Genomic DNA, 25017 nt, shown 5'->3' on the forward strand with positions numbered 1-25017 from the left:
CCGCCTGTCGCGTCAGCCCCCAACCGCGTCTGGTCAATGTCACCTTCCGCGCGCCTGGTTCGTCCCACGTACATCCTTCCCAACAGACGGAGTACAAAGGATGGAACTGAATACAAGCGCTGTCGTGCATGAAGCCCGCCAGCCCGACCTCATCCAGCATCTTGGGCAAACCCATGTGCTAATGGCGGAAAAGGGTCTTCCCCGGTCTCTCTCGCATCTCATCGAATTGCGGATCTCGCAGATCAACGCATGCGCCTATTGCGTCAAGATGCACAGCGGGGATGCGCGCAAGGACGGCGAGAGCAGTGAACGCCTCGACCGCCTCGCCGCCTGGCGCCATATGCCCGATTTCACCGCAGCGGAAAAGGCGGCCTTTGCCTGGGCCGAAGCCTTGACCTATCTCGACCGCAACACCGATTTTGCGGCGCTCCGCGGCGAGCTCCGCAAACACTACACGGAGGAACTGATCACACTGATCACCACCTGTGTGAGCATGATCAACCTGTGGAACCGGGTCCAGATCTCCAAGTACTAGACGCAGAAAAGGGGCAGCACGGATACGCTGCCCCTCAGACTGCTGACAAAGGTTCTCCGTCATTCCGGACGGTCTGCAGCGCAGCTGCATGACCAGAGCCGGAACCCAGCGTTTACTTCGCGCCATAGGCGCGTCCTTATTCCCAACGTCATACACTGAGTTGATTTTGTGCGCGTTCTTGCGCGCGCTGATACGCTGGGTTCCGGATCGGCGTGCCGTCGCACTGCACTTGTCCGGAATGACACGCAGAGGGGCAACGTTGAAGCGCTGCCCCTCTTTTTTGACGTCTAAACAACAAGGACGGCTCTGGGTCAGGCCCCTAGATGGCAATCATGCCCGCAAGCGCCACCAGGATCATCACAAAATGGGTCAGTTGCGCCTGTTCCATATGAGCATAATAGGCAAACCAGGACCCGCTCACGAGCAGCAAAAATGCCAGGCCCATAAAACCGGTCAGCGCGCCGAAGGCGGCCAGCTCCGACAGAGCGGGGCCGAACATCACCACTTGGGCCAGAGCGGTCCAGAGCAGCGCCGCAACCGCGATTTCGACCAGAATGATCGCTCCGAAGGCCAGCTTGTGGACCCGTTGTGAGCGAACTGCCCGGGCGGTCAACGGATGGTCCGGCGCATCCGGCATGTCGAGAGCCGACATGCCCATGATGAAGCCGACATAAAGCGTTCCATGCCGGAAGGCGCGCAGATTGTTGAACGCGGCCAGCGATGTCCAGCTCGCCAGCCCTGCGAACAGGACAATCAGGTTCAGGTGTTCAAGAGCGAAGAAGGTCATCAATCGGTCTCCCGTTGAGCGTTGTGTTTCAGAAACTGGAGCGCGCAGAGCCCAGCGAGAGCAGGCGCCAGTAGAAACAAAAGGCACATCCAGAAGGCCGCGGCGGAGATCCCTTCCACTCCACCTGGCTCGACCAGTCCCGCAGCATTCACGGTGAGCCCGGCGAGCGCAGCGCCAAACGCGGTGGCAAACATCTGCACCGTCGTGATCGCCCCTGCCGCAAGATCGGTCTCGCCGGCAGGAGAGGTCTTGTAGATCTGCGTTGTCAGATGCGGCCAACAGAAGCCGATGCCGAAACCGACCAGGGCAAGCCCCAGACACACGGCCGCAAGAGCCCCGGGAGAGCCTCCCCCCGACGGCAGCAGGAGCAACTGGATCAGAAGACCGAAGAAGCTCAACAGGGCGCCCTGCAGGATCGTCCGCCGGGCCCTCGCGCCGGTAAATCCGGCCGACACCATGGACCCCACCGTCCACCCCAGCGCCATCAACGCCCCGATATAGCCGGCCACCAGGGGCGACTGACCAAAGAGAGACTGCAGGAAGAAGGGAATGAACGTTTCCGGCTGCATGCCGATCAGGAGAAAGGCGACACACAGGTAAAGGGCTCCCAGCTCCGACAGTGGATTGAGTGCACCACGGGGCAGAAGACGCCCGCGCGATCTGGTCTCGATCCAGCAGGCAGCTGCGGCCAACAGCAAACTGCCCCCTGTTGCGGCAAGTACGGTCAGCCTGTCCGGTTGAGCACTTGCCAAGGAAACCGAGAGGACAATACCGATCAGAAGCGCCAGCTGAAGCGCAGGGATCGGCGCGGCATGCTCGTCTTCCGTCTTTGTGCCGCTCAGCTTGGCGACGCTCAAAACCGCAATTGCCAGGACAACCGGCAGCAGCGCAAAAAACGCCATGCGCCACTGCCCGATTTCAGCGAAATAACCGCCAAGAGCCGGTCCCAACAGCGTTGAGACCCCGAACATCATCGTGATCAATCCGATTGCGATCGCCCACAGACGTTCGGGAAAGACCGATCGGATCACCGTATAGGCCAGTGCGTAGAGCAAACCGCCTCCGGCGCCCTGAATGGTGCGTCCGAAGTTCAAGAAGGCGATGTTCCCGGCTGCCCCGCAAAGGATCGTGCCGAGCGCGAACAGTCCCAGCGCCACCAGGTAGGCATTTCGGGCACCCAGCGCGCTTTTCAGCCGCGAGGTAAGGGCGGCGCTGACAATGGAGGCCACCACGAACAGCGTCGTGCTCCAAGCATAATAATCCAGCCCGCCAATGTCCCGGACAATGGATGGCAGGATCGTTGTCGATATAAAGATGTTCAGCGCATGCAGCACCACGCCGCCGCCAAGTATGAGGGAATGGGCGAGATGATCGCGTGCGAATAGGTCCAGCCACCTGGGTGGCAAAACGTCCGTCTGCAAAGTCATTGAGTGTCTTTCCGGCAGAGAAATCAGTCAGGTTCAGCATGAGGACGAATGCGCGGCAAAAAAGGTGACAGCTTGTGGGACGTTTCGTGGAAACCGGCTGTTTTCCCGCAAGTCAGAACCTCTAGTGAGGCATGCACCCTCCTCGCCAGGACCGTCGCCTGGACGAAAAGCGGCCCCTAGTGCCGCTGCAACTCGCCCTGATCCGTCACCCGATAGCTTTGCATCAGAAAGCGGTCGATTTTCTCCGGATTTCGAACGACGAAGATGTTTGAAATCCGGCCGCTCGCGTCAAATCCAAACGTGACGATTGCGTGGATGGCCAGGGGCTCAAGCAAAAGCAGCCCCAGTCCGCTGTTGGTCCTGACAGGCTTCGCCCGAAGCCGCGACCATGCAGCCAGCAAGGTGCCGGAAATAAAGTCGGTCACCGCATGACGCCCACTCACCACCTCCGTGACGGCGGTTACCTTGCCTCCGCTGTCGGCCCGGAAATCCGCATCCGCGCTCAAGGCAGCGGCCAGGCCCGTCAGATCGCCGGTCTGAAGGGCAACTTGAAACAGGTCCAGGAGCTCCCGTTGCCGCGCCTCGCCGGGCAGGAACCGAACGTTTTCGCTTTGCACCAGCTTGCGCGCCCTAGAGGCCAGTTTGCGGCAGTGCAGTTCGCTCAGCTGCAAGGTTTCGGCGATCTCCCTGAAAGCCATGCCAAAGATGTCATGAAGGAGATAGGCCGCTCTTTCCTTGGGTGTCAGCCGCTCAAGAAGCAGCAGGAAGGCACTTGTGAGGCTTGCGGTCCTGTCGAGCCGTTCCGACAGATCCGGTTCGGGATCGACAACGAGCTGATCCGGGAGCCAGGGACCGACATAATCGGTCTTGCTGACCCGCGCGGAGCCGAGAATGTCCAGACACCTGTTCGTGCAGACCCGGATCATCCAGCCGAGCGGATCCCTGATGGTCTCTTCATTTGCAAGAAGCCATTTCGCCGCTGTGTCCTGAACGGCGTCTTCCGCTTCGGCGGATGATCCCAAAAGGCGAAAGGCAATGCCCATCAACCGGGGACGGGCCTGCTCGAACAGGCCGGGCTTGTCGAGTTTTTCCATGCGTTTTCTTCCTGATGCGTCGGCTTTTGCCAGATAGACGAACCAGCGCCTCAATATGTGACAGGCAGGATGCCCCGGTCAGCACACCGCCGCACCGGATAAAGCGGCAAAGCTAAAATTCCGGCGCGGCTTAAAGCGTGTGCCCGAAGTCAGACCGGGCGAAAATGGTCAAGATTTGCACGCACGAAATCGCTCAAGGACCGCCGTTTTCTGCCGGTTACCTCGAAATGGCGATCCTTGCCGGTGGAGAAAGCGCCGACAGCCATCAGCTGAAGCACTTCAAGCTGTTGCGAAACCATCCAGCCGGGCATGCCTGCAGCCTTCATGCCTTCTGCGGCAGCATCGAGCGTCACCTGGTCGTAGGTCACCTCTTGTCCAAGGACATGCGACAGCAAAAGGGGAAAATCGCACATCAGGTAGCTTTCGCCTGCAAGTGACACCACCTCCCCCTTGAACGCCCCTTCCACCAGGACCACGGCCGCGACCGCAGCGATATCTGCCGCATCGATCATGCCCACCGTCATGTGCGCCGGAACCGGCAGCGCGACGGAACGAAACTCGCGGATCGCCGCAGCCATTGCCAAATAGTTCTGCATGAAAAATCCGGGCCGCAGCATTGTCCAACTCAGGTCACCGGCCATCAGATCCTGTTCCACGCGCCAGTGTTCCCTGCCGATCTGCGAAGCCGACGTTTCAGACACTACCGGATCGCCGGCAGAGAGCTTCACCACGTGTTCAACGCCGACGTCTCGGGCCGCCTGCAGGACCGGAAGTTGCTGGGTCGAAAGGTGCGGATCGGCACCTGTCAGCAGGAAAAGCGAACGGCACCCCGAGAGCCCCCTCTTCAGCGTCTCGGGCTGGTCCAGATCGACTTGCACGACACGCGTGGTTCGGCCTGTCTTAATCGATGCCTGCGAAGACCGGCGCTGAAGACAGGTCACGGGCACCTTCAACTCTTCCAGGTCTGACACCAGGTATCGGCCGATTGTGCCTGTTGCTCCGACGATTCCAATCATCTCGAATTCCTTCTTTTGGCGTGAGGCAATGACCGGTCAAAGGGGCCGGGACCTGCTTTTTAAAAATGTCCTGTTGATGTGCTCCGAGGTGTTGCGCCGGAATGGCCCGGTCCTGCGGAAGAACCGCCTGATCAGAATTCCGCCAGTCAGCAACACGCCCGCGCCGTATCCCAGCAACACGCCGGCCGGTCCGAAACCGGCCCAAAACCCGAGGAACCCGGCGAGTGGCAGAGCAAAAAACCAGTAGGTCAGGACGCAGATGAGGTTGGGGATTCGGTTGTCCGACATCCCGCGCAAAGCACCAAGCGCGGTCGATTGAAGGCCATCGGCCGCCTGAAGAAAGACGGTTACCAGGAACAAGAGGGCGGCCAGTTCGCTGACGGCCGGTGTCGCCCCCAGAACTTCGGCAAGCGGATGGCGAAGAAGAATGACCGCCCCGGCCACCAACAGGGACCAAAGACTGATCAGAAGGGTTGCAGCAAACCAGAGCGGTCTCAAATCGGCGGCATGTCCCGAACCGAAGATCCGGCCGCAACGGATGGAAACGGCGATCATCATGCCGATGGGCACCATGAAGAGCAGGACGCCAACCGAATGTACGGCCTGGTGTGCAGCAAGTGCTGTTGTTCCCATCAGCGCAATCAACATGCCGGTCGCCGCATAGGCCCCGCCATCGCTGACGCTGCCGAGGGCGACAGAGATCCCCTCACGGAAATCGGAACAGACACGGCTTCTGACGACGTTCAGCTGATGTCTGTAGCGTTTCAGCGCAGGCGAAAGGGCGAAATGACCGGCAAAGACAACCAGCGTCAGCGTCTTTGCGGCAAGGCTTGCCCAGGCAGCGCCCTGGACGCCAAGGCCGGACCATCCGCCCACCCCGTGAATGAACATCAGATTCAGCGGAATGTTTGCGGCAACGCCGAGAAAGGTGAACAGAACGGACAGCCAGGGCCGGCCAAGAGCCGTATAGGCCCCACGTGCGCCGGCCAATCCCGCATGTGGAAGGGCGATCAGTGCCAGGACGAGCCAGTAGCCCTGAAAGAATGTACCGACCGTCTCGTCGGGCGCCAGGGTCACCAGCAAGGGCATGAAGAGAACCATCAGGATGCCGGCAACCGTGCCGGTCACCCCGGTCAGCACGAGACCGGAGCCCATGACCCGTGCCACCTCACTGTCATTCCGCGAGCCGATTGCCTGCGCCAGACCAACGCTGAAGACGGAGGCAAAGCCGAGAAGTGCGGCACTGACGATAATGAAGAGAGAGGTTGCCAGGCCGACCGCAGCAACGGCCGCCGCCCCCAACGAAACCAGCATGAGCGTGTCGATGACGGTCATCAGCACGCCGGAGAGCAGTCCGGCCGTGACCGGCAGAGCCAGGCTGAGCACCGCCTGCCCTTCTGCGAGCACGGTCTGCGCATAGGAGCGACATGCAGCTGCTTGAGAGTGTTTGACGGTGTGCATCGGGGCATCCTTGTTTGATTGCCCCTTATCTGCATGCGGAAAATTGTTATATAAAGCCAAGCAGACTGACACTGGATGCGCGTTTTTGCAGCATGGAACACTGGACGGAGATCAGAACGGCGGCTTGTGTTGCGCGCCTCGGCAATGTGAGCGCCGCCGCAGAGGAACTCGGTCTCCATCGTGCAACGGTGACCCGGCACATAGACGCTCTGGAAGAAGAACTCGGTTCAAAACTGTTCCAGCGTCACCGCCGTGGATTCACGCCGACGCCTCTCGGGCTTGAATTGCAACGGCGCGCCGAAAGAGCGGACAATCAGTTCGGGGAACTGCCGCGTCTTGTCAAAGGTGAAAACGAAGCCTTGACCGGCAAGCTCGCTGTGACGCTGGTGGACGGCCTCGTTCCCTGGACCCTGCCGGTACTGACCGCCTTCTGGCAGCAACACCCCAAGGTCGAGATTGACCTGATCAGCGATGACAAGGTCCTGAAGCTCGAACGCGCCGAAGCCGACATTGCCTTGCGGATCGGAGCAAGACCGGACCATCCGGACTATGTCGTTCTTCCGGTTTCGCGTCTTGAGATGGGATTTTTCGGTCTGCAAAACCTGAAGCACCTTGCCCTGGCGGATTTTCCGCAAGGCTGTGTTGCAGCTCCCGGACCTTCCACGCCCGGAGCCCCCTATTTCGACTGGCTGTCGGAACATCTGCCCGAACACGCTATTGCCTTGCGGTCCAACAGCATTTCGGTGATCTGGGAAGCGGTTCGATCCGGCACGCTTGCGGGCTTTCTGCCTGTCGCTTATGCCCGGCCGCATGGCTTTACGGAACTGGCGGAGCGCCGGGAGGACTGGCACGAAACCATCTGGCTCGTGACCCATGTCGACCTGCACCGTACGCCCGGAGTTCAGGCTTTTGTTCGGTGCGTGAAGCATCATTTTGCGGGCGTTTCCTGAGACTCGCCCCGCGGAAATCCCTCGATCGACCATACGAAAAGCCCGGCGCTGGGGACCCATCGCCAGGCTTTTTCATAAAAAACGGGCTGCGCCCTCTCCAGGAGGCAATGAGCACCGCCAGCTGGCGGCGGCACCTGCCAGGCCTGAAGGACCTGCCTCTCGTCAGTTATCAGTTGTCTCCGGATTTTTCTGGTCCTCCGGCTGGGCTGCAGCCGAGCTGGATGGATCATCCGATATCGGCAAAACGGACTGCACGCTGCCAGCGTCCGCATCGGATTGCACGCCCGCGGAACCGTTTTCCGCCGCACCCGGTTGTGCGTCGGGTGTCGCGACGCGTGTCCCCTCGCCTTCGTCCTTGGGAGCAATCACGAGCTGCGGAACCTTCGCAGGCGCTGCTCTTTCCGCAGAGACCGGTTCGCTGCCGGCTGGAACCTCTGCACCCAGCGCGGCCCGTTCAGGCAGGTTGCCGAATTGGTCTGCCTGCGCAGGAGTTCCGCCGTCCGTCGACGCCCTCGCCGCTGTTCTTTCCGGCAGATTGCCGAACGGATCGCCTTCTGTCGGCTCAGGCGTTGCACCCGCCTGGTCCCGAAACAGGATCTCCGGCGCCTGGTCCGGATAGCCGACAAAGAGCGCACGCCGCTCCTGCTCATAGGGCGACAGGCATTCCTGGCGCGGACCGTGATAGGGCTGGAACGTATTGTCCATCAGCCGGTAGGAGCGATACCGGTTGAAACACCAGGCCAGGTGCCGGTTGCTGCCGACATAAACCTGCTTGCGCGTTGTGTGACGATTGGGGGCATGGGCTTGGTACCCGCTCCAGCCGGTCTGGCTTCCATAGCCGAATCCACCTGCCATGGCGGTGGCAGAGAGGGGGATCGTAGCGGCGGCTACAGTCAGCGCCAGCGTTACGTGTGAGAAGATCTTCCTGGCAATCATTTCAAGCACCCTTGGGCAGCTAACGAGTGGAGAGAGACGCGGGTCCCTTGAAAGACCCGCGCTGTCGGCAATCTCAGTTGGTTCAGCCGCTGATGTAAGGCGACCAGCACTGGGCACGCGGACCGCTGTAAGGCTGGTAGGTGTTGTCATAGGTGTTGAACGTCTTGAAGCGGTTGTGGCACCAGCTGACGTGTTTCTTCCAGATATGATCCTGAATATGCGCAAACGGGCGCTTGTGGTGCCCCTTGGCGTAGCCATGCTGCTTGTAGGAATTGTAGTGCGGCTTGTAGCCGTAGCCGTAATTGCCGGCGGAGGCGGTGGACGCGGCGGACACGGCAACAGTCGCGGAAATGATGGCCAGAGCGGCGGTTTTCAAAATGGTCTTGCGAAACATGATCAATATCCTTCTTTGGTTTTGGTACCGGCGACTTGTCGTCCGCCGATGACCTAGACCTAAGAAGGAACACATGGTTTGACCTGTGACGTGCGACACGCCCCAGACAAGCCGTTGAAAGAAAAAAGATTTCCAGATGGAAACGAAGGGGTGGTCGTCATTCGCCGTCTTCGCGGCAAAGATCATTCCCTGGCACCGGACGCGTTTGATCGGGAAGACAGATCCGGGCTCGATTGCCGCCGTCCGGATCAGCCCCCGGCATTATCAGCCTATTGCTGATCGCCGGAGCGCCGGTTCTGTTCCTTGCGCTCGCCAAGTTCCTGCCGGACCTTTTCAAAGTCGACGGCTGTGGCGGTATCCTCCTCCGCCAGGCACGCTACGGTCACCTGGTTCCGGCCGTTCGCCTTGGATGTATAGAGCGCATCGTCAGCAACCTTCATCAGATCTTGCGGGATCGATCCGTGATCCGGGAACACGGAGATACCAACAGAGATAGTGACCTTGGGCAGGTTCTTTTCGCCATAGCGAACAGAGATCCGCTCAATCGCCGCGCGAATATGCTCCGCACGTTTTTCGGCCTGGCTGACATCGGCGCCCGGCAGAAGCAGCATCAGCTCCTCGCCGCCGAGCCGGCAGGGAATTTCGTCGCCATCGCACTCTTTTTCCAGAGTAGACCCAACCGCGCGCAACACCATGTCACCCGCATCATGACCATGATTGTCGTTGAAGCGCTTGAAGTGATCGACGTCGATCGAGACCAGCGCGAAAGGCTGGCCCGACCGCTTGGACTGTTCCAGCCGCAATCGCAGCGCATCAATGAAGTGGCGCCTGTTATAGAGCCCCGTCAGCGGATCGCGGATGGATTGCTGGTGAAGCTGATCGCGCATTTTGCTGTTCGCGATCGCCAGACTGATCTGCTCCGCCGCCAGTTGGGCAACCCGGAAATTCTCGAAAAAGTCCTCTTCGGATATGTCTCCATAAGGGGTCAGGTGCATCATTCCAACGGTTTCACCATGGGCCAGGATCGGCAAGCAGGTATAGGGGCTTTCGTCATGGGGCTTGGTGTGTTCGCAGGCGAACTTGATGTCCTGCGAACGATAGGAATAACCGCGTCCACGCCTCAGGGACCAACAGTCGCCCGGCCGGATATGTTCATGCAGCATACCCCCGTTCCACGAACATGTGCCATCCAGTACGTCGCGGGAATTGGAGTAGACATAGACACTGCCGCTGCAATTCGGCAGCATCTTGGTCATGAAGGTGCCGATCATCTCGTAGAGTTCATGCGTCGATGTGCTGGACTGCAGCCACTCATTGAGATCGGACAGCAATTTCATTTCGCGCGTCTGAGCGCGTTCGCGCGTGGTCCGCTCTTCGTCCTTGACCCGATTCCATTCCAGACGGGTCCGTAACTCGTTGAATGTGCGCGCCAGTTCGCCAATGCCGTCCTGCCGGTCGGCCTCCTCCAGGTCAGGTACTTCCTTGTCTTCCGACCAGGCCCGCATGGATTTGATGATCCGCGCAATCGGCGGCTGGATTTCCCGGTAGACCCAGATCGAGGTGATCGTGGCGCCTAGAATGAGAAGCGACAGCAGAGTGGCCAGATAGGTAAGCGACAGGAACGCGTTTTGAGCATCGGCCTGTGCCCGCGCGTGCAGGTATTGTGACAAGCGCTTCTCGATGGCATAGAGCGCGTCAATCCGGCTCGTTGAAGCGGTCCACCAGTCGGAGGCTGAAACACCGGTGACAGAAGTTCCAAAGGGCGCTGCCTTGGCGATGTCGCGATAAACACGGACCTGCTTTTCCACCTGGCTATTCTGGTGCTTGTTCAAAAGGACCAGCGCTTCCGATGGTGCATGATTGGAAAAATGCGCCAGCAGAAGTTCCTGATTGGCAATCAGGCTCAGAAAGCGTTCATAGGTGCCGAGCATAAATCGCCCGGAGCCGAAACCGACGGATCCCATGGCCCGCTCGAGCCCGGCCTGTTCCTTTGCGTGCAGCAGGTTCACATAGGCATTGATCGGACGCAGGGTGTCCGTGCTGTCCACCGCGAATTTCATGTTTTCGATGGCTGCGAGCAACTCTGCGATCGTCGTCGTGTAGAACTCGGCAAGTTCAGCAACCTCGACATCGATCCCGTCGACCCGCGCCCGCATGCCGTCGAGTTGTTGCAACTTGTCGGCAGCCCTGTCAAAGGGCGCGGTGAAGCCGGCAAAATCGAGGGCGCTGCCCATCACGCTGATGTCGGCAAGATGGCCATCGATTTGCGCATCTGTTGCCGCACGCACATCCGCAAGGTCTCCACCAAAGGAACTCCCCCCCGAGCCGACATAGCCTGCAGACACACCACGTTCCCGTTGCAGATTGTGGACGAGTTCCGAGAGCGTTGGTGCCACCGCCAGGACCTCTTCGATCGCCCGGGCCTTTTGCCAGCTTCGGTATTCGGAATAGAAATCGTGGAGGCTGATAACGAGCAGTGCCAAGACCGGCACCCAACAGACAAGCGCAAGCTTGAAGGAAAGCGACCGGTTGGCCATGAAAGACTGCATTGCGGCACTCCGAATGATTTCGAAGTTCACCGTCAGCCCAAATTTTTAAGATAGAGACAAATTACAGGGTTAACGACTCGATATTGACGAAAAGGAAGACGTCTATTCTTTCGTTATTTGCATTGTAATTTTTCAGAATTTCAAATTTCTAGACAGGCAACGCTGCGTCAACAGCACTATCCATCTGCCAGAGCCTCCAGCCGCGCACGATCCCTGATGATCAGCCAGCCATCCTTGAGATCGACCAGCTCGGCCTTCTGCCAGCGGCGCAGGCACCGGTTTACGTTTTCCCGGCTATTGCCAATCATGCCGGCGAGCTCCGATTGGGACTGTGACAGCTTGGAAAGCGGTTTGTCTTCGGACGCCGGTGCGGTCACCGTCAGACGCAGCACAAGCTTGGCAAGACGTGCCGGCAAGTCCAGAAAGGCAATTTCGATCATGCGTTCATCCGAGCGGCGCACGCGTCGGCAGAGCAGCTCGATCAGCCGGATCGAAAGGGCTGGATTGCGGTTCAGAAGATCCAGCAAGGCGCGCCGCTCCAGGACCACCAACGTACAGTTGGTCAGAGCCTTGACGCTGGCAGACCGTTCCTGACCGTCCAGCATGGCGATCTCACCGAAGACATCGCCGGCCTGAAGATCGTTGAGCGTCACTTCCCGGTCGCTGGGTGTGAACATGCTCACCCGGACAGAGCCTTCAGCAATGGCCATCATGCTCTGGCCAGGCTCTCCCATGGTGAAGATCGTGTCACCGGCCGTGTAGCGTTTGATGAAGGAGAAATTCGCCAGCTCCTGCCGGGCGTGGTCGTCCAGCGCTTCGAAAATGAAACTCTTGCCGAGCAGTTTTTCCTTTTTAAAGTCGCCGTCGGTGCTCATTTTCGTTCCGTCTTGCCGTTTGCAACAGTACAACGCTAGTGACAGCAATCACAGCCTATGCGTTAGAAGGTCTGATGTATGGGCATTCAGGGGCGCTTGAAAAGCACAAACTGGGAATTTGACGATGAAAAAACTGGCAATTTTCACGATCTGCTTCCTGCTGGCGCCCGTGGCGGCGCAGCCTCTGGCAGCACAGACCTTGAGCGGGTGCACCAAAACCGACCTTCAGGACCCGCCCCGCAGCATCTATCAATGCGCAGGCGGCGTCACCCTTGAAGCCGAGGCAGCGACCGCGCTGGGCATTGTGGAACGCGAAGCCGATGACCGGCCAACCGACATCGAGCTGTCCTCCGACGGGCTTTACATCGAGATCACGCCAGGAAGCGGTCCGTTCCAGATCCAGACACCGCATGCCATTGCGGCCGTGCGCGGCACGGTCTACGTCGTCGACGTCACCGACGAGATGACCGCGGTATTCGTTCGCGAGGGAGAGGTCAGCGTGTCGCGCGCCGACGGTTCAGATACGGTGGTTCTGACAGAGGGTCTGGGTGTTGAAGTAGCCCCGGGCGCGGTGCTCGAAACCCGGCGCTGGCCGCAGGCGCGGGTCGACAGCCTGCTGGATCGTTTCGGACGATGAAGCCGACCCTGCCTGTCGCGGTCACCGCGCTGGCACTTTGCCTCGGCCTGATCTGGGCGGGCCTGCTGGTGCGCACGCATCTCGCGGGAACCGCAAGCGTGGCCGACCGCTTCGAGACGGTGTTGCTGGACCTCAGGATTGCCCTGGCCGGACAGAAACCACCGCCGAAAGATGTCGTCATCGTCGCCATCGATGATGAAACCATAGACGCTGTCGGCCCCTACCCGTTGCCGCGCGACGCGCTTGCGGCGCTGGTCGACCGGATCAGGGAGGCCGGAGCCAGGGCGCTCGCGGTCGATATCCTGCTCTTTGGCGCCTCGGACGAAACGGCCGACGGGTTGTTGGCGAACTCTCTGGCAAGCCTGCCGACAGTGGTCGCGGGCGCGGCCCGCATGCGTGAAGGCACTGCACCGGCTAGCGGTGTGCCGGTCGTTGAGACCATGCTCTCACCGGCCCCCGCCCTAGCGGCGGCAACCTCGACAGGCCTTGTGAACATCGTCACCGACAGCGGCGGCACGCCGCGTCATGTGCCGATGCTGTTCCTGACCGACTCAGGCCTGCTGCCATCCTTTTCCCTGCAGGCCGCAGCGAAATACCTGAGCACATCGCCGAACATCACCGAAGCGGGTGTTACGCTTGGCGGCCGTGCCGTCGAGCTGGACAGCGGCTGGCACCTGGCCCTGAACTATGTCGGGTCCGGAGGCTCCATCCGCACCCTCAGCGCCGGAGACCTGCTCAATCCACCGGCAGGGTTTTCAGCGGAGCTGGAAGGCCGCATGGCGGTTCTCGGCGTCACCGCGACTGCCGTGGGCGACCGGTTTTCAACGCCGTTTGATCCTGTCATGCCCGGGGTCGAGGTGCAGGCAACCGCGATAGCCAATCTTCTGGAAGCGGCTCCCCTGGTGCGCACGGCGGGCGTTCGCAAACTGGACAGCGCCGCAGCGCTCCTGATCACGCTGGGAGCGATGATCGCCGTCATCCTGCTGCCGCTCGCCCCCGCATCGATTTTCTATCTGATGCTGCTTTCCGGATGGCTGATCATCTGTGTGGTGTTTTTTGGCCAGGGGCTCTGGCTGAACGCGACCCTGCCCTTTGCGGCCAGCCTGCCGCCGGTTGTTGGTCTGCTGATCACCCGACAGGTGACCGACCGGATCGAAGCGCGACGCCTGCTGCGGGCCCAGGAGGCCCTCAGCCGCTTTCAGTCACCGAGATTGGCCGAGCGCATTTCCGAAGATCCTTCCTTCCTGGCAACACCGAAGGAAGAGACGGCAGCGATCCTGTTTGTCGATCTGTCCGGTTACACCAGCCTCAGCGAGCGTCTCGGCGCTGCCAGAACACGGGACTTCCTGAAGGAGTTCCATACGATTGTTGTGAATGTCGTGAGCGACGAGCACGGCATCGTCCTGGATTTCATGGGCGACGGCGCGATGCTCGGCTTCGGCATACCTGAGGCCCATCCCGACGATCCGGTACGGGCCTGCCGCTGCGCCTTCGCCCTGGAGCGGGACGTTACCGCCTGGCTCAAGAAAACCGGACGGGACCGTGACATCAGCTCGGTGCGGGTCGGCGCCCATCTGGGACAGGTTGTGCTGTCGCGGCTCGGCCACGACCGGCAGCAGCAGATCGCAGCCACCGGCGACTGCGTCAATGTCGCAAGCCGTCTCCTGGAAGTCGCCAAGGACCAAAAGGTGTCCGTCGTCCTGTCGGCGGATCTCCTGGCGGAAGTCGAAAAGATCGCGGGATCTTTGGAGACACTCCGGATGGAAACCGTGGCAATCCGGGGGCGTCAGCAAGAGTTGAAGGTCGGCCTCTGGGCGTCCGGTGAGGCACCCGCTCTCGGCTGAACGGAACCTGAGAGGCAGTCAGCCGCAGCAGCCCTGTCCTGCCTGGATCGGCGGGCAGGCCACGGTTCCATAGGAACAGAACACACAGCAGTCGCCGGGTTTCGGCTTCAACAGGGCGGCGCAGTTCCGGCATTCATAGAACCACTGGCAGGCATCTGTCGGCATGACTTCGACCTGCGCATGACTGCATTGCGGGCAGGTGAGCTCACTTTCCAATATGGCAGAGTTTTCGGTCATCCATTCGCTCCCCACCAGCCTGCATGCGCCATTCAAGTTCGACAGAATAGTAAAACGGCCGGTGCACGAGGCGCCAGCCGTTACACGCACTATTGAAGGGAGCTCAAGACCGCGGCCTTACAGCATCCGGAACAGCGTCTTGTCCTTGCGAACGACGTGGTGCATCAGCACCGCCCCCAGATGCAGTCCCAGCAGGCCGAGCAGGATCCAGGCGCTCCAGGAATGAATGGCGGACAGGGTCCAGGCAATGTCGGGGCTTTTGCCGAGCGGGCTCCAGATCTCGACAAGACCGAACCATTTCAGCGGAAAGCCATGCGCGTTGGTTGCCAGGAAGCCGCTCACCGGCATAATGATCAGGAAAGCATAGAGCAATCCGTGCACGCTGGCGGCGGCGATGCGTTCGTGAAGCGGCCCTTCGGCCTCCGGAGCCCGAGACAGCAGTTTGTTGCCAACCCGGATCAGCATCAGCCAGATCACGATGAAACCGAGGCTCTCATGTAGGAGGTAGAAATTCATCACCACGTCTTTTTTGGCATAACCGATCATCAGACCAAGCGGCCAGGTCGCCAGCACCAGAACCGCCACGACCCAGTGCAGAAGCCGCGCGGCACCGCCATAGCGTGCGACCGGCGCTTGCGGGTTGGTGTAGAAATCCTGTTGGCTGTTGGTCACCGCTTCTGCAGACATGATGGCCCCTTTCCTCATGATTTGTTGCCAGTGGCGGGTACGCATGCTGCCCGCGTCGTGTGACAAAGAATAGAGGCTGGGGTGGCACATGCCCTGTGACGGGCGGCACACTAAAAACCGCGAGCCTGGGCCATCGCGGAATTTTCCGGAAGCGTCAGACCGGCCGTTTCGGATACAGCTTGTCCTCGCCACCAAGCTTGTTTGCAATATTGGCGCGCGACTGCCGGTAAATATCCATCAGGCAGATCCCAGACCCGGACGATAATTCGGAAAGAAGCTTGAATCTGCCGCCGCTCGTCCAGCCTCCCAGGCCAAGACCTTCAAGGACCCGGCAACCGGTCAAGACAGCAAACGCGTGAAACCCGTGTCTTGAAGACGTCTGTGACCAATCCTCCGAACGCAGATCAAGGTCGTTCACCAGCTTATCAAAACTTGAACCGCTACAGCTTTTGACGTCGCCGAACCGTCCGGCATCCCAGTCGATCAGAAAACACAGTACCAAAACGAGATCGAACGCCGTCGGAGCACCGGCGTGACGTTCCAGAGACAAGGGTCTTCCTGGCAACCAATTCGTCGGGAATATGTGCCGAAGACCCGAGCCATCCTTGTCCGTCATCAGATCAAGACGGCACAAAACATCAGCTGGCTCTTGGAGGTCATTTTCGGCAAAATGTTCAAATTCCGGAACTCCGTCGCCGTGATCCGTGCGGCGTGCGAAAATTAACAAGACAAGCGGCCAGACGATGTCATCGTAATTTGTCTCAGCGCTCAACATTAAACGAGGTCCAAAGGTTTGTGCATGACGTCGCAATTCACTTTCAAAACAACCGGAGATCAAGGTTCACCTCTGACACACCAGCTGCGCATCATCAAATCAGAAACTCAAGGTCCGCAGACGCGGCCCTTCAACGGATCATGTCCAAGTGACGAGCGAGAGATCTGTCTATGACATCCGACTTCTCAGGAAAAACCGTTCTTATCACCGGTGCCGCCAGCGGCTTCGGCAGGTTGCTGGCCGAGCGGCTTTCCGCAGCGGGGGCAAATCTGGTTCTGGGTGACCTCAACGCCGCCGGCCTCGACGAACTGGCAGGCGACCTTTCCGGCAAGATCGTTCCCGTCTGCTGTGACGTCACCCGCGAAGGCGACGTTCAGACACTGTGCGAACGGGCATTGGATATGCTTGGCGGCCTCGACATTGCCGTCAACAATGCCGGATTTGCTCCGCCGATGAAGGGGCTCCTGGACACCAGCGAAGACGATCTCGACAGGGCCTTTGCGGTCAATGCCAAGGGCGTCTTCTTCGGCATGAAACACCAGATCCCCTTGATGAAGGAACATGGCGGCGCCATCTTGAACGTCGCTTCCGTTGCTGGTCTCAATGCGGCACCGAAACTGATCTCCTACGCAGCGGCCAAACACGCCGTCGTCGGCATGACCAAGACCGCAGCGGTGGAATTTGCACGCGACAATATCCGCATCAACGCCATTTGCCCCTTTTTCAGCCCGACACCGCTGATGAGCGAAAGCGGCTTTGCCGACAAGCAGGATTTCCTCAGTTCAGGCGTCCCGATGAAACGCCTCGGCGAACCGGCCGAAATCGTCGAAACCATGATGTCGCTGATCCATCCGGGAAACACTTACCTCACCGGGCAGGCCCTGGCCGTTGATGGCGGTGTCATGGCGCTGTAACGCCGTTTCTTCAAGTGATCTTCAGAAACGGCAGGACCGCGTTCCAATGACTGAAAGGCAACAGGTGCCCCGCCCCGGGCACCCAGCTCACCTCTGCCTGGAAGTTTTGTGCCAGGGTGGTGATCCGCTTTGCTTGAATGGAAACGTCTTCCGATCCGTGGACAAATCGCAGGGGCACCTTCAAGGGGGCAACCTTGCCGATCCAGTTGGAGGCAATCAGGCGGCAGTCATTGATGAACCCGTCAGACCCCTTCTCGACATGAAAGTGATGACCGGTCCACATGAGGTCGAGGATTTCCGGGTCCTTGCAGGCTGCAAGGTCCGCCCGGGATCCGCCCAGCACCGTCTCTGCAAAGGCCGACCGGCCCTCCTTCTTCAGCTTGCGGTCTCCCAGGACCGAGAGATACCGAAGCAGCGGCGGCGACACCCGCGCAAGCGTTGCGAAAATGCGCTGCTGCTGGGGCGCTGAGGCAAAATCCCGCAAGCTGAACACGGGCGGCTGCGCGGCCGCGCACAGCACCGACGTCAACCGCCCCTCAAGTCGGTCGGCAGCGCAAAGCGCATAAATCGCACCAACATCGAAAGCCAGCACTGAAAACGTCGCAAGACCAAGGTGATCCGCAAGCGCAAGGAGATCCTCCGCATAAGCGCCCGGCTGTTGCAGCAGGCTGGCACAACCGGCAGATTGCCCGTGCCAGGGACGTGCCGGCGCAATCAGACGAAGGCCCGCCCGCTCAAGGGCGGTCGCGGCGCCCCGCGGCAGACGCCGCCCCCCCAGACAGCCATGCAGGAAGATGACGGCCTCGCCATCCGCGGCACCCTGCTCGGCATAATCCAGAACTCGGCCGTCGGACAGAACCAGACTGCCCTCCGCCGGGCCGCTCGGTTTGATCTGCCGGGTGCTCGACGAGGAGACGGCAACCGCCCGTGCCAGGTGAACGGCATCCTGGGTGCCGTTCACCTCCAGTTTCAGCAAGATGGCACGGATCTGCTGGCGCACGGTTTCGACGGATCGGCCTCGCAAGTCGGCGACCTCCGCCGGCGCATGTCCGATAGTCATGAGACCGAGCACCTCGGCTTCCGAGACCGTCAGACCATAGAGCACCCTCATCGCCCTTTCCGCAGCCTCGTGCCACAGGACATCCATCCCTGCGACCCGCGCACGCCCGTCCCCTTCGGCCGTCTCCACAATCAGCACCAGCGGTTTGGCAGTGTCCTTGCCCGGCAACCGCAAGACGGGCGCATGCTCAACCTGCCCGGAAGCAAACCGGCACAGCAAAGTCGCCGTTTCCGGATCGTCGATCAGGTGTTCAAGTCGTTCGCCGCCGCGCAGGGCGAACAGCTCACGTGCCACCTGGTTCGGTGCCTCGATGCGCCCGCTGGACGTGACGTCGAAGACGGGCCTTCCGGGAACCTCCTGAGGCCCGGGTCCAAGCGACCGCATCAGTTTCTCCGCCTGAGCAATATGGCGTTCACATTCCCGGCGCAGCACCTCGAACTCTTCGACATGTCCGTCTTCGCCGACGAGCGTCGTTTCGGCCAAGGTAATCAAGTCATTGAATTTCTGGTCATCCAGAGCCGCAAAATAGAGCGACCCGAACAGGTCTGGAATTGAATTCATAAACGAAGCTGTATCTCGAAAACCGGGTCAACCGGGCAAACATATAACCAATGTTGGGCATGTCAAAAATGTCAGGTCCGTCTAAGGCCAATACGTCATTGAATTTGGTGAAGGCTTTGCCAGTGTTTCGTTCTCTTCTTTTTGGCTGCGCCCTGTGCCTGGCCCTTGCTGCAAAGTCCCACGCAGCCGATTGCAATCCGGCAGTCATCACCATTCAGTCCGGCAAGACACCCGCCTATTCCGTTCCCGACCAGGCCGAGCTTGCAGCCAAGACAGAAAAATATGGCGAACCGGTTCGCCAGAACCAGGTCCTGGCCATCGACGCCAGTGACGGCAGCGGCTACTGGATCGACCGCTCGGCCATTGGCGACACGGTGTTTCTTCTGGACGGCGACACCAGCGCCTATCGGTATTCCGGCCCGGACCATTGCGCCCCATCAGACCTTCCCATCGACCTCACAAAAAACGACATGGCGCCACAAGACCAGAAAACCGATCGGCCAACACAGGCCGGCACGCAGCCCCTGAGCGGCCAGTGGCAACTGCTCCAGGGACAGCCTCAGATCGAAACCTGCCCGGAGATGATGCGCGCCGCCATGCTGGGACCGGTCGGAGGCCCGCTGGAAGAGTTCAGCGCGCCCCGGCCCCTCTCCCTGACCCAGCCGTTTCATCCCGACCAGCTGGAAATGACCCGCAAGATGGGCGTCACCTGGAAAAGCATCGGACCGGGCCACTGGCGGACACAGGCGCTTGAGTCAGCCTTTTCGCAGTTGCCACAAAACGGGGGCAAGGGCTCGAACATGACCTGGGATCTGCACGTGCTGAGCCCGGACAGGATCCGGCACCACACCCGACTAACGGTCGTTATCCCACCGGAAGCCGCTGCCGCATTTGGCACCGATGTCTGTGTGGTCACGACCAGCAGCGACTGGGTGCGAACCGGGTCGTGAGACCGCATCTGCGCCTGAAGCACAGCCAACTTGCCTGATGTCACATGAGGACTAATCGATGATCAAACCTGTGTCCCTTTGTCTGCTGACCGGATTGACGGCACTCGCCCTGCAAGGACCGCTGGCCGCGGCGGAAACAGCGCCGCGAACCACACTCGTTCTGGACGCTTCCGGCTCCATGTGGGGTCAGATCGACGGGGTCGCCAAGATCACCATCGCCAAGGAGGTTGTCGGCGATCTCATCCGGCGCCTTCCCGACGAGATGGAAGTCGGACTGACAGTCTATGGTCACCGCCGCAAGGGCGACTGCAATGACATTGAGACTCTTTTTGCGCCCGCTGCCCATCAGAAATCTGACATCGTCTCCAGCGTGAACGGCATTTCGCCGAAAGGAAAGACGCCACTCTCGGCCGCCGTCCTTAAAGCCGCCGAAGCCTTGAAATACACGGAAGAAAAAGCCAGCGTCATCCTGATCTCCGACGGCGAAGAGACCTGCAGTCTCGACCCTTGCGCAGTGGCCCGCGATCTGGAACAGGCGGGCATCGACTTTGCCGTTCACACGGTCGGCTTCGATGTCATCGATGCGGAAACCCGGCGCCAGCTGCAATGCCTGGCGGCCGAAACCGGCGGTACGTTCCACAGCGCACATGACGCCGCAAGCCTCGCCAAGGCGCTGAACAGCATCGCGGAAGAAAAACCGGCTCCCGAGCGGGCGCATCTTGATGCGCCGGCCTCAGCACCTGCCGGTGCGCCCGTTTCCGTTGGCTGGGAAGGCCCGGCCAAGGAAGGCGACTTCCTGGCTTTCGTTGAACGAGACGGGAACGCGGACACCTTGCTCTCTTCCGCCGATTTGCGGGAGGGCAGCCCCCTGTCGGTGCAGGCGCCGCCTGCGCCCGGACCGCACGATCTGATCTATGTCGATTATGCCACCGGCAGTGTTCTCGCGCGGGCCCCGATCGACATCCAGGACGTCGCAGCCAGCCTGTCTGCCCCTTCCGTCGCCAGCGCCGGTGGCCTCATCGAGATCAGCTGGCAGGGCCCGGCCGGTGGCGGCGACTATGTCACCATCGCCAGAGCGGGTGCACCGCTGCCCGAATCCGGCTTTTATTTCGACGTCGCGGAAGGCAGCCCTGCTCAGCTGCAAATGCCCTCCGCCCCCGGCGACTACGAGATCCGCTACATCACCAACACGGACCCAAGGGTCATTCTGGCCCATGTCCCGCTGACCGTCGAAGACGTCGACCTGACCCTGAAAGCCCCTGCAAGCGCCAAGGCGGGCACCTCCGTCAAGGTTCTGTGGAACGGAACGACAAACCCGAAGGATTACATTGCCTTCGCGCTGCCCGGCGAACCCTTGCCACATGTTGTGAGCATGGCGGAAACCGGAGAGGGCAACCCGCTCTCCGTACCCGTGCCGGACACCCCTGGCGCCTATGAGCTGAGATATTTCTTTGCCGAAGGAGACAGGATCGTTCAGCGCATTCCCATCACAGTGGAATGACCACGCGAGCATCAGCGCCCTGATCGATATCCGATGGTGATCTCATGACGTTTCTATCCCCCCTTCTTGCCGGCATCGGTCCAGCCGGAACCAGGATCGGCCGCCTGCTGCGCGCCGGTGTCGATGTCATCGGCAGCGACCGCTTCCTGGTTCTTCCCTTTGTCCTTCTGTTTCTGGTCAAGGCCGGGCGCGCGGCGCTGCTCCTGACCCTGCTCTATCTGGGCTTTGTCACCAGAGACTGGGACACCGCCTTCCCGCTCATGCTGATTGCGCTGGCTTATGTCCCCTTCGAAGTGCTCTTGCAGACGTTTTGCCAGGCAGCCCTGTCGAAGATGACCTATGACACGCTTCGCAAGGGCCGGATCAGTCTGGCCGCAACCGGCGGGGCGCTCTTGCGCCGGGTCTTCACGCTGTTTTTCATCGGTCTGGTCAGCACACTGGTGCGCTATGTCTCAGACGCCAAACAAAATGGTTTCTTCGGTTTTCTGCTCGCCCTCCTGCTCTTTGCCGTCCGGGAGGTCTGGGACCTGATTTCCAACTTTGGAATTGCCGTCATCATGGTCGAAAGAGCGTCGCTCGGAACCCTGGTCGACAGGCTGAAGGCCTTGCGCCAACACGTGCCGGAAACCCTGGTGGGTGTTATCGGGATCGATCTTGCAGGCAGTCTTGTCACCAGCCTTTTTGCAGGCGGCGTTGTGCTCGGGCTGTTCGGCGGCGGGGCGGCCGGCTACATCTTTGCCGATCAACTGCCCGGCGCTTTCCTGGCAAAGTTTGACGAGGTCGGCGTCAACACCTTGCCCACGCTGGCGATCCTGATGATCAGCTTCACCTTGAGCGCGCTGGTTCAAGCCGCCACAGTCTGCGCCAAAAGCGTCTATTTCACGCTTCTATATGTGATGGTCGTACGCCCGGACGAACTCCCCGCCGACCGCCGGGCGCCTCTGGAGGCTGTTGTAGACGGCATGCCCTCCCCCGCCTGATCGTGCCTGCGTGACCGGATGCGACGTCGATGTCGACCCTCAGGCCGACAGCCCGCGCGTTCCGGTCTCATGCACCTCGATCAGGCTTGGCCCGCCCTTTGCTGCCATCGCCTGAAACGCCTCGGCAAGTTCTGCGACATCTGCCAGCCGCCTGGAGGGTAGTCCGTAAGCGTCCGCGATTTTCAGAAAGTCAGGCGCACTTGGCGTGACGCCCTCCGGCTCGATGCCGCAGTCTTCCATATAGGTGCGGATCTCGCCGTATCCGTCGTTGTTCCAGACCAGGAAAATCACGTTGGCGCCGCAGTCCCTGGCAGAGCCGATCTCCGCGAGTACGAATTGCAGGCCGCCGTCGCCGGTGAGACAGACCACCGGTGCGTCCGGATCGCCAAGGCTGGCTCCAATGGCCGCCGGCGGACCATAGCCCAACGCGCCGAAGCCGGTGGCCGCATTGAACCAGCCGGAGGGCCTGCCCGCCTCGAAATATAGATTGCCGGAATAGATCGCCTGGGTGGAATCGCCGACGATGCGACACCCCGGCAAAGCCTCGCGGATGATATCCAGAACGGCGATCTCGGCACGCATTTTGGGAGAAAGCCCGGCCAGCGCTGCCTCCCGGCAGGCCCTGGCCCGCTCCGCACCACCGGCCCCTGCCCGATGATCGGCAAGCAGCGGCAGGAGGTCTTCCAGAAGCTGGTCGGCCGTTGACAGCACCTTCAGCGACGCCGCGGCGCCGCGGGTCAGCTGCTCCGGATCGATATCGATCCGCACCAGGCTGTCCAGGTCCGGAAAGCCGCCATCGGCATACATGTCGTAATCGGTCTGTCCCATCTGCGTGCCGAGTGCAATCACCAGATCGGATCCGGCCAGAAAATCCCTAACGGCGGCAAGCGACGGGCTGGCCGGCACCGACAGGGGATGCCCGGCCATCAGGCCGCGTGCATTGACCGTGCTGACAACGGGCGCATCAAGCGTCTCGGCGAGCCTTTTGACCGCAGCGGCCGCCGACACGGCGCCGCCACCACACAGGATCGCCGGTCGTGACGCCTCCCGACAAAGTTTTGCAAGTGCACGCACCTGATCGGCGGAGGCCCGTGGCCCGGTGGCCTGAACGGCCTGAAGAGGCCCAAGCGAAATCTTTTCCGCCATGACATCGGTCGGGATCTCGATATGCACCGGCCCCGGCCGGTGCGATGTCAGGATGGAGAATGCCCGCTCCATCACGGCAGGCAGATCGCCCGGTTCCAGAAGCGTGTGCGACATTGGCGCAAGGGTCGATATCATCGCCTGCTGATCGGGCAATTCATGCAGTTTCCCGGCGCCATGCCCCAGACTGGCGCGCGCATTGACCCCGGAAATCACCAGCATCGGAATGGAATCCTGGTAGGCTTGCGCCATCGGCGTGATGGTGTTGGTCAGTCCCGGTCCGGTGATCACAAGGGCAACGCCCGGCTTGCCGGTGACACGGGCATAGCCATCGGCCATGAACCCGGCGCCCTGTTCGTGGCGCGGCGTGATGTGCCGGATCTTCGAGGCCGCCAGCCCCCTGTAAAGCTCCACGGTATGGACACCTGGAATACCGAAAACGGTATCGACACCATTGGCTTCAAGAATATCGATCAGCGCCTCACCGACGGTCTTGGTCACGACGCCCATTTTTGGTCCCCTTCCCCGAGCGCATCGGCAAAAGCAGCGATCCGGTCGGTTGCTTCCGCCAGCACCTTGTCGTCAACGGTCAGCGACAGTCGGATGAAATCCGCGGCCTGATCGCCGAAGGAGGCACCGGGCATCACCGCAACCTGCTTGTCCTCCAACAGACGTTCCGCAAAGGCCGCACCGTCCAGTCCGGTGGCCCTGACGTCGATCAGGAGAAACATACCTGCTTCCGGCCGCATCGGCCGCAGCATGGTGTGGCCCTTGAGATGATCCAGGATCAGATCGGCGCGACGCTGGTAGTTCTCACGCATCCGCGTTGCCGTATCGAACTCTCCCGACACCGCCATCGCGGTCATGTCGGCAATGAAAGGCTGCCCGCCAAAGAGCATGGTTTCCGAGACAGCCAGGAGCCGCGTGCAGAATTCTTCCGGGCCGACGGCCCAGCCGGACCGGAACCCCGGCGCCGCATGCGACTTGGAAATCGATGAGACGACGATTGTGCGTTCCGCAAGCTCCGGCAGGTCGAAGGGGGAGGCAAATGTGCCGCCGTCAAAGATGATCTTCTCGTAGACCTCATCGCAGACGATCCAGAGATCATGGCGCCTGCACACCTCGCCGATCGCAGCGATCTCGTCCCGTGTCAGCGTGGCGCCCGTCGGGTTGTGCGGCGTGTTCAGCAAAAGCACCCGGCAGTCCGGCGTCACCGCCTGTTCCAGATCGTCCGCCTGCAGGTGAAAGCTGTTTTCAGGTCGCAGGGGCACCGGCACCATGCGCGCGCCGGAGGCAGCAATCACGCCTTCATAGGTCGCATAGAGCGGGTCCCCGACGAGCACCGCGTCCCCCCCCTCCACAAGGCCCAGCATGACGGCAAAAAGGGCCGTCTGGGTTCCCGGAAAACAAAGGATATTATCATCGCTCACATCCGCACGCCGCTGGCGGTATTTCTCGCGCAGCGCCGCCACAACACCCGGCTCGCCGCGGCCGTTGGAATAACGGATCCGGCCAGCACGCATGGACCGGTCCGCCTCATCCATCAGCGCCTCGTCCGGCTGGATATCCGGTTCGCCGATGGTCAGTTCAATGACATCCTTGCCCGCCGCGATCATATCGCGGGCCTTCAGGTGCACGGTCCATTTTCCCGAGCCCAAAGGGGCAAGACGATCGGTGATCGACGCGTAGCGCATGGTTGATCTC

Annotated in this window: 22 protein-coding genes and 1 pseudogene; 8 read left to right on the forward strand and 15 right to left on the reverse strand. The window is 60.8% G+C overall.

The features are described 5' to 3' along the window. Positions 1-100: 100 nt before the first annotated feature. Complete coding sequence (locus tag ACO6TG_RS06895; protein WP_422377492.1) at positions 101-535, forward strand: carboxymuconolactone decarboxylase family protein; 435 nt, start codon at positions 101-103, stop codon at positions 533-535. 319 nt (positions 536-854) lie between these two features. Here the strand turns inward: ACO6TG_RS06895 and ACO6TG_RS06900 are convergent, their stop codons facing one another. The 5 genes from ACO6TG_RS06900 to ACO6TG_RS06920 all read right to left on the reverse strand — a co-directional run bounded on the left by ACO6TG_RS06900 (position 855) and on the right by ACO6TG_RS06920 (position 6320). After that, the gene (locus ACO6TG_RS06900; RefSeq protein ID WP_422377493.1) at positions 855-1322 is read right to left on the reverse strand and encodes a DUF2165 family protein; all 468 of its coding nucleotides are present in this window, start codon (positions 1320-1322) and stop codon (positions 855-857) included. Beyond that, positions 1322-2749: an MFS transporter gene (locus ACO6TG_RS06905; RefSeq protein WP_422377494.1), complete on the reverse strand. Its 1428-nt coding sequence runs from the start codon at positions 2747-2749 to the stop codon at positions 1322-1324. Before ACO6TG_RS06905 ends, ACO6TG_RS06900 begins: the two co-directional genes overlap by 1 nt. A 176-nt stretch (positions 2750-2925) precedes the next feature. Continuing rightward, a complete protein-coding gene (locus tag ACO6TG_RS06910) occupies positions 2926-3843 on the reverse strand; it encodes a sigma-70 family RNA polymerase sigma factor (protein WP_422377495.1) in 918 nt (305 codons plus the stop codon). A gap of 149 nt (positions 3844-3992) precedes the next feature. Further along, a complete protein-coding gene (locus ACO6TG_RS06915; RefSeq protein ID WP_422377496.1) occupies positions 3993-4859 on the reverse strand; it encodes an NmrA family NAD(P)-binding protein in 867 nt (288 codons plus the stop codon). Positions 4860-4895: 36 nt separating this feature from the next. After that, a complete protein-coding gene (locus ACO6TG_RS06920) occupies positions 4896-6320 on the reverse strand; it encodes an MATE family efflux transporter (protein WP_422377497.1) in 1425 nt (474 codons plus the stop codon). Positions 6321-6412: 92 nt separating this feature from the next. Here ACO6TG_RS06920 and ACO6TG_RS06925 point away from each other — a divergent pair, with 92 nt between their 5' ends. Further along, positions 6413-7270, forward strand: coding sequence for a LysR family transcriptional regulator (locus ACO6TG_RS06925; RefSeq protein ID WP_422377498.1), 858 nt, complete (start codon positions 6413-6415; stop codon positions 7268-7270). Positions 7271-7918: 648 nt separating this feature from the next. On the opposite strand, the pseudogene ACO6TG_RS06930 reads toward ACO6TG_RS06925, so the two are convergent. The 4 genes and pseudogenes from ACO6TG_RS06930 to ACO6TG_RS06945 form a co-directional block, all read right to left on the reverse strand. Then, a pseudogene (locus tag ACO6TG_RS06930) lies at positions 7919-8044 on the reverse strand (BA14K family protein); the annotation flags it as partial. Between the two features lie 244 nt (positions 8045-8288). Continuing rightward, positions 8289-8600: a BA14K family protein gene (locus ACO6TG_RS06935; RefSeq protein WP_422377499.1), complete on the reverse strand. Its 312-nt coding sequence runs from the start codon at positions 8598-8600 to the stop codon at positions 8289-8291. A 269-nt stretch (positions 8601-8869) separates the two neighbouring features. Continuing rightward, the gene (locus ACO6TG_RS06940) at positions 8870-11149 is read right to left on the reverse strand and encodes a nitrate- and nitrite sensing domain-containing protein (protein WP_422377500.1); all 2280 of its coding nucleotides are present in this window, start codon (positions 11147-11149) and stop codon (positions 8870-8872) included. A 176-nt stretch (positions 11150-11325) separates the two neighbouring features. After that, positions 11326-12024, reverse strand: a complete 699-nt coding sequence (locus ACO6TG_RS06945; RefSeq protein ID WP_422377501.1) for a Crp/Fnr family transcriptional regulator — start codon at positions 12022-12024, stop codon at positions 11326-11328. A gap of 124 nt (positions 12025-12148) precedes the next feature. On the opposite strand from ACO6TG_RS06945, the gene ACO6TG_RS06950 reads away from it, so the two are divergent. Further along, a complete protein-coding gene (locus tag ACO6TG_RS06950) occupies positions 12149-12661 on the forward strand; it encodes a FecR domain-containing protein (RefSeq protein ID WP_422377502.1) in 513 nt (170 codons plus the stop codon). Then, entirely contained in the window at positions 12658-14505 is a 1848-nt protein-coding gene (locus tag ACO6TG_RS06955; RefSeq protein WP_422377503.1) for a CHASE2 domain-containing protein, read from the forward strand. The genes ACO6TG_RS06950 and ACO6TG_RS06955 overlap by 4 nt, the downstream gene beginning before the upstream one ends. A gap of 18 nt (positions 14506-14523) precedes the next feature. Here ACO6TG_RS06955 and ACO6TG_RS06960 read toward each other — a convergent pair whose 3' ends face one another. From ACO6TG_RS06960 to ACO6TG_RS06970, 3 genes are all read right to left on the reverse strand, one after another. Continuing rightward, positions 14524-14742 carry a GDCCVxC domain-containing (seleno)protein gene (locus tag ACO6TG_RS06960; RefSeq protein ID WP_422377504.1) on the reverse strand — a complete coding sequence of 73 codons (219 nt, stop codon included), beginning with the start codon at positions 14740-14742 and terminating at the stop codon, positions 14524-14526. 117 nt (positions 14743-14859) lie between these two features. Continuing rightward, on the reverse strand, positions 14860-15429 hold the full coding sequence (locus ACO6TG_RS06965) for a cytochrome b (protein WP_422377505.1): 570 nt from the start codon (positions 15427-15429) through the stop codon (positions 14860-14862). Between the two features lie 154 nt (positions 15430-15583). Beyond that, positions 15584-16267, reverse strand: a complete 684-nt coding sequence (locus ACO6TG_RS06970; protein ID WP_422377506.1) for a hypothetical protein — start codon at positions 16265-16267, stop codon at positions 15584-15586. A 107-nt stretch (positions 16268-16374) separates the two neighbouring features. Between ACO6TG_RS06970 and ACO6TG_RS06975 the strand changes: the two genes are divergently transcribed. Beyond that, positions 16375-17118: an SDR family NAD(P)-dependent oxidoreductase gene (locus ACO6TG_RS06975; RefSeq protein WP_422377507.1), complete on the forward strand. Its 744-nt coding sequence runs from the start codon at positions 16375-16377 to the stop codon at positions 17116-17118. A 10-nt stretch (positions 17119-17128) separates the two neighbouring features. Here the strand turns inward: ACO6TG_RS06975 and ACO6TG_RS06980 are convergent, their stop codons facing one another. Further along, positions 17129-18739 carry an alpha/beta fold hydrolase gene (locus ACO6TG_RS06980; RefSeq protein ID WP_422377508.1) on the reverse strand — a complete coding sequence of 537 codons (1611 nt, stop codon included), beginning with the start codon at positions 18737-18739 and terminating at the stop codon, positions 17129-17131. Positions 18740-18861: 122 nt separating this feature from the next. On the opposite strand from ACO6TG_RS06980, the gene ACO6TG_RS06985 reads away from it, so the two are divergent. From ACO6TG_RS06985 to ACO6TG_RS06995, 3 genes are read left to right on the forward strand one after another with little or no spacing between them, the layout of a single operon-like run. Continuing rightward, positions 18862-19689 (forward strand): hypothetical protein, encoded by an 828-nt coding sequence (locus tag ACO6TG_RS06985; RefSeq protein WP_422377509.1) that lies wholly within the window; start codon positions 18862-18864, stop codon positions 19687-19689. A gap of 58 nt (positions 19690-19747) precedes the next feature. Continuing rightward, positions 19748-21190 carry a VWA domain-containing protein gene (locus tag ACO6TG_RS06990; RefSeq protein WP_422377510.1) on the forward strand — a complete coding sequence of 481 codons (1443 nt, stop codon included), beginning with the start codon at positions 19748-19750 and terminating at the stop codon, positions 21188-21190. Between the two features lie 44 nt (positions 21191-21234). Beyond that, the gene (locus tag ACO6TG_RS06995; RefSeq protein ID WP_422377511.1) at positions 21235-22170 is read left to right on the forward strand and encodes a hypothetical protein; all 936 of its coding nucleotides are present in this window, start codon (positions 21235-21237) and stop codon (positions 22168-22170) included. Between the two features lie 39 nt (positions 22171-22209). On the opposite strand, the gene ACO6TG_RS07000 is transcribed toward ACO6TG_RS06995, so the two are convergent. After that, positions 22210-23823 carry a 5-guanidino-2-oxopentanoate decarboxylase gene (locus tag ACO6TG_RS07000; RefSeq protein ID WP_422377512.1) on the reverse strand — a complete coding sequence of 538 codons (1614 nt, stop codon included), beginning with the start codon at positions 23821-23823 and terminating at the stop codon, positions 22210-22212. Further along, positions 23811-25007, reverse strand: coding sequence for a pyridoxal phosphate-dependent aminotransferase (locus ACO6TG_RS07005; protein WP_422377513.1), 1197 nt, complete (start codon positions 25005-25007; stop codon positions 23811-23813). Before ACO6TG_RS07005 ends, ACO6TG_RS07000 begins: the two co-directional genes overlap by 13 nt. Positions 25008-25017 lie beyond the last annotated feature (10 nt).

The organism is Roseibium sp., from assembly GCF_965233565.1.
Taxonomy (GTDB): Bacteria; Pseudomonadota; Alphaproteobacteria; order Rhizobiales; family Stappiaceae; genus Roseibium.

Coding starts and splice junctions, on each gene's coding strand:
- ACO6TG_RS07005 (WP_422377513.1), bottom strand. CDS start 25,007: ATGCGCTACGCGTCGATCACCGATCGTCTTGCCCCTTTGGGCTCGGGA.
- ACO6TG_RS06980 (WP_422377508.1), bottom strand. CDS start 18,739: ATGAATTCAATTCCAGACCTGTTCGGGTCGCTCTATTTTGCGGCTCTG.
- ACO6TG_RS06940 (WP_422377500.1), bottom strand. CDS start 11,149: ATGCAGTCTTTCATGGCCAACCGGTCGCTTTCCTTCAAGCTTGCGCTT.
- ACO6TG_RS06920 (WP_422377497.1), bottom strand. CDS start 6,320: ATGCACACCGTCAAACACTCTCAAGCAGCTGCATGTCGCTCCTATGCG.
- ACO6TG_RS06975 (WP_422377507.1), top strand. CDS start 16,375: ATGACATCCGACTTCTCAGGAAAAACCGTTCTTATCACCGGTGCCGCC.
- ACO6TG_RS06955 (WP_422377503.1), top strand. CDS start 12,658: ATGAAGCCGACCCTGCCTGTCGCGGTCACCGCGCTGGCACTTTGCCTC.
- ACO6TG_RS06965 (WP_422377505.1), bottom strand. CDS start 15,429: ATGTCTGCAGAAGCGGTGACCAACAGCCAACAGGATTTCTACACCAAC.
- ACO6TG_RS07000 (WP_422377512.1), bottom strand. CDS start 23,823: ATGGGCGTCGTGACCAAGACCGTCGGTGAGGCGCTGATCGATATTCTT.
- ACO6TG_RS06950 (WP_422377502.1), top strand. CDS start 12,149: ATGAAAAAACTGGCAATTTTCACGATCTGCTTCCTGCTGGCGCCCGTG.
- ACO6TG_RS06895 (WP_422377492.1), top strand. CDS start 101: ATGGAACTGAATACAAGCGCTGTCGTGCATGAAGCCCGCCAGCCCGAC.
- ACO6TG_RS06990 (WP_422377510.1), top strand. CDS start 19,748: ATGATCAAACCTGTGTCCCTTTGTCTGCTGACCGGATTGACGGCACTC.
- ACO6TG_RS06995 (WP_422377511.1), top strand. CDS start 21,235: ATGACGTTTCTATCCCCCCTTCTTGCCGGCATCGGTCCAGCCGGAACC.
- ACO6TG_RS06960 (WP_422377504.1), bottom strand. CDS start 14,742: ATGACCGAAAACTCTGCCATATTGGAAAGTGAGCTCACCTGCCCGCAA.
- ACO6TG_RS06910 (WP_422377495.1), bottom strand. CDS start 3,843: ATGGAAAAACTCGACAAGCCCGGCCTGTTCGAGCAGGCCCGTCCCCGG.
- ACO6TG_RS06945 (WP_422377501.1), bottom strand. CDS start 12,024: ATGAGCACCGACGGCGACTTTAAAAAGGAAAAACTGCTCGGCAAGAGT.
- ACO6TG_RS06900 (WP_422377493.1), bottom strand. CDS start 1,322: ATGACCTTCTTCGCTCTTGAACACCTGAACCTGATTGTCCTGTTCGCA.
- ACO6TG_RS06905 (WP_422377494.1), bottom strand. CDS start 2,749: ATGACTTTGCAGACGGACGTTTTGCCACCCAGGTGGCTGGACCTATTC.
- ACO6TG_RS06935 (WP_422377499.1), bottom strand. CDS start 8,600: ATGTTTCGCAAGACCATTTTGAAAACCGCCGCTCTGGCCATCATTTCC.
- ACO6TG_RS06915 (WP_422377496.1), bottom strand. CDS start 4,859: ATGATTGGAATCGTCGGAGCAACAGGCACAATCGGCCGATACCTGGTG.
- ACO6TG_RS06925 (WP_422377498.1), top strand. CDS start 6,413: ATGGAACACTGGACGGAGATCAGAACGGCGGCTTGTGTTGCGCGCCTC.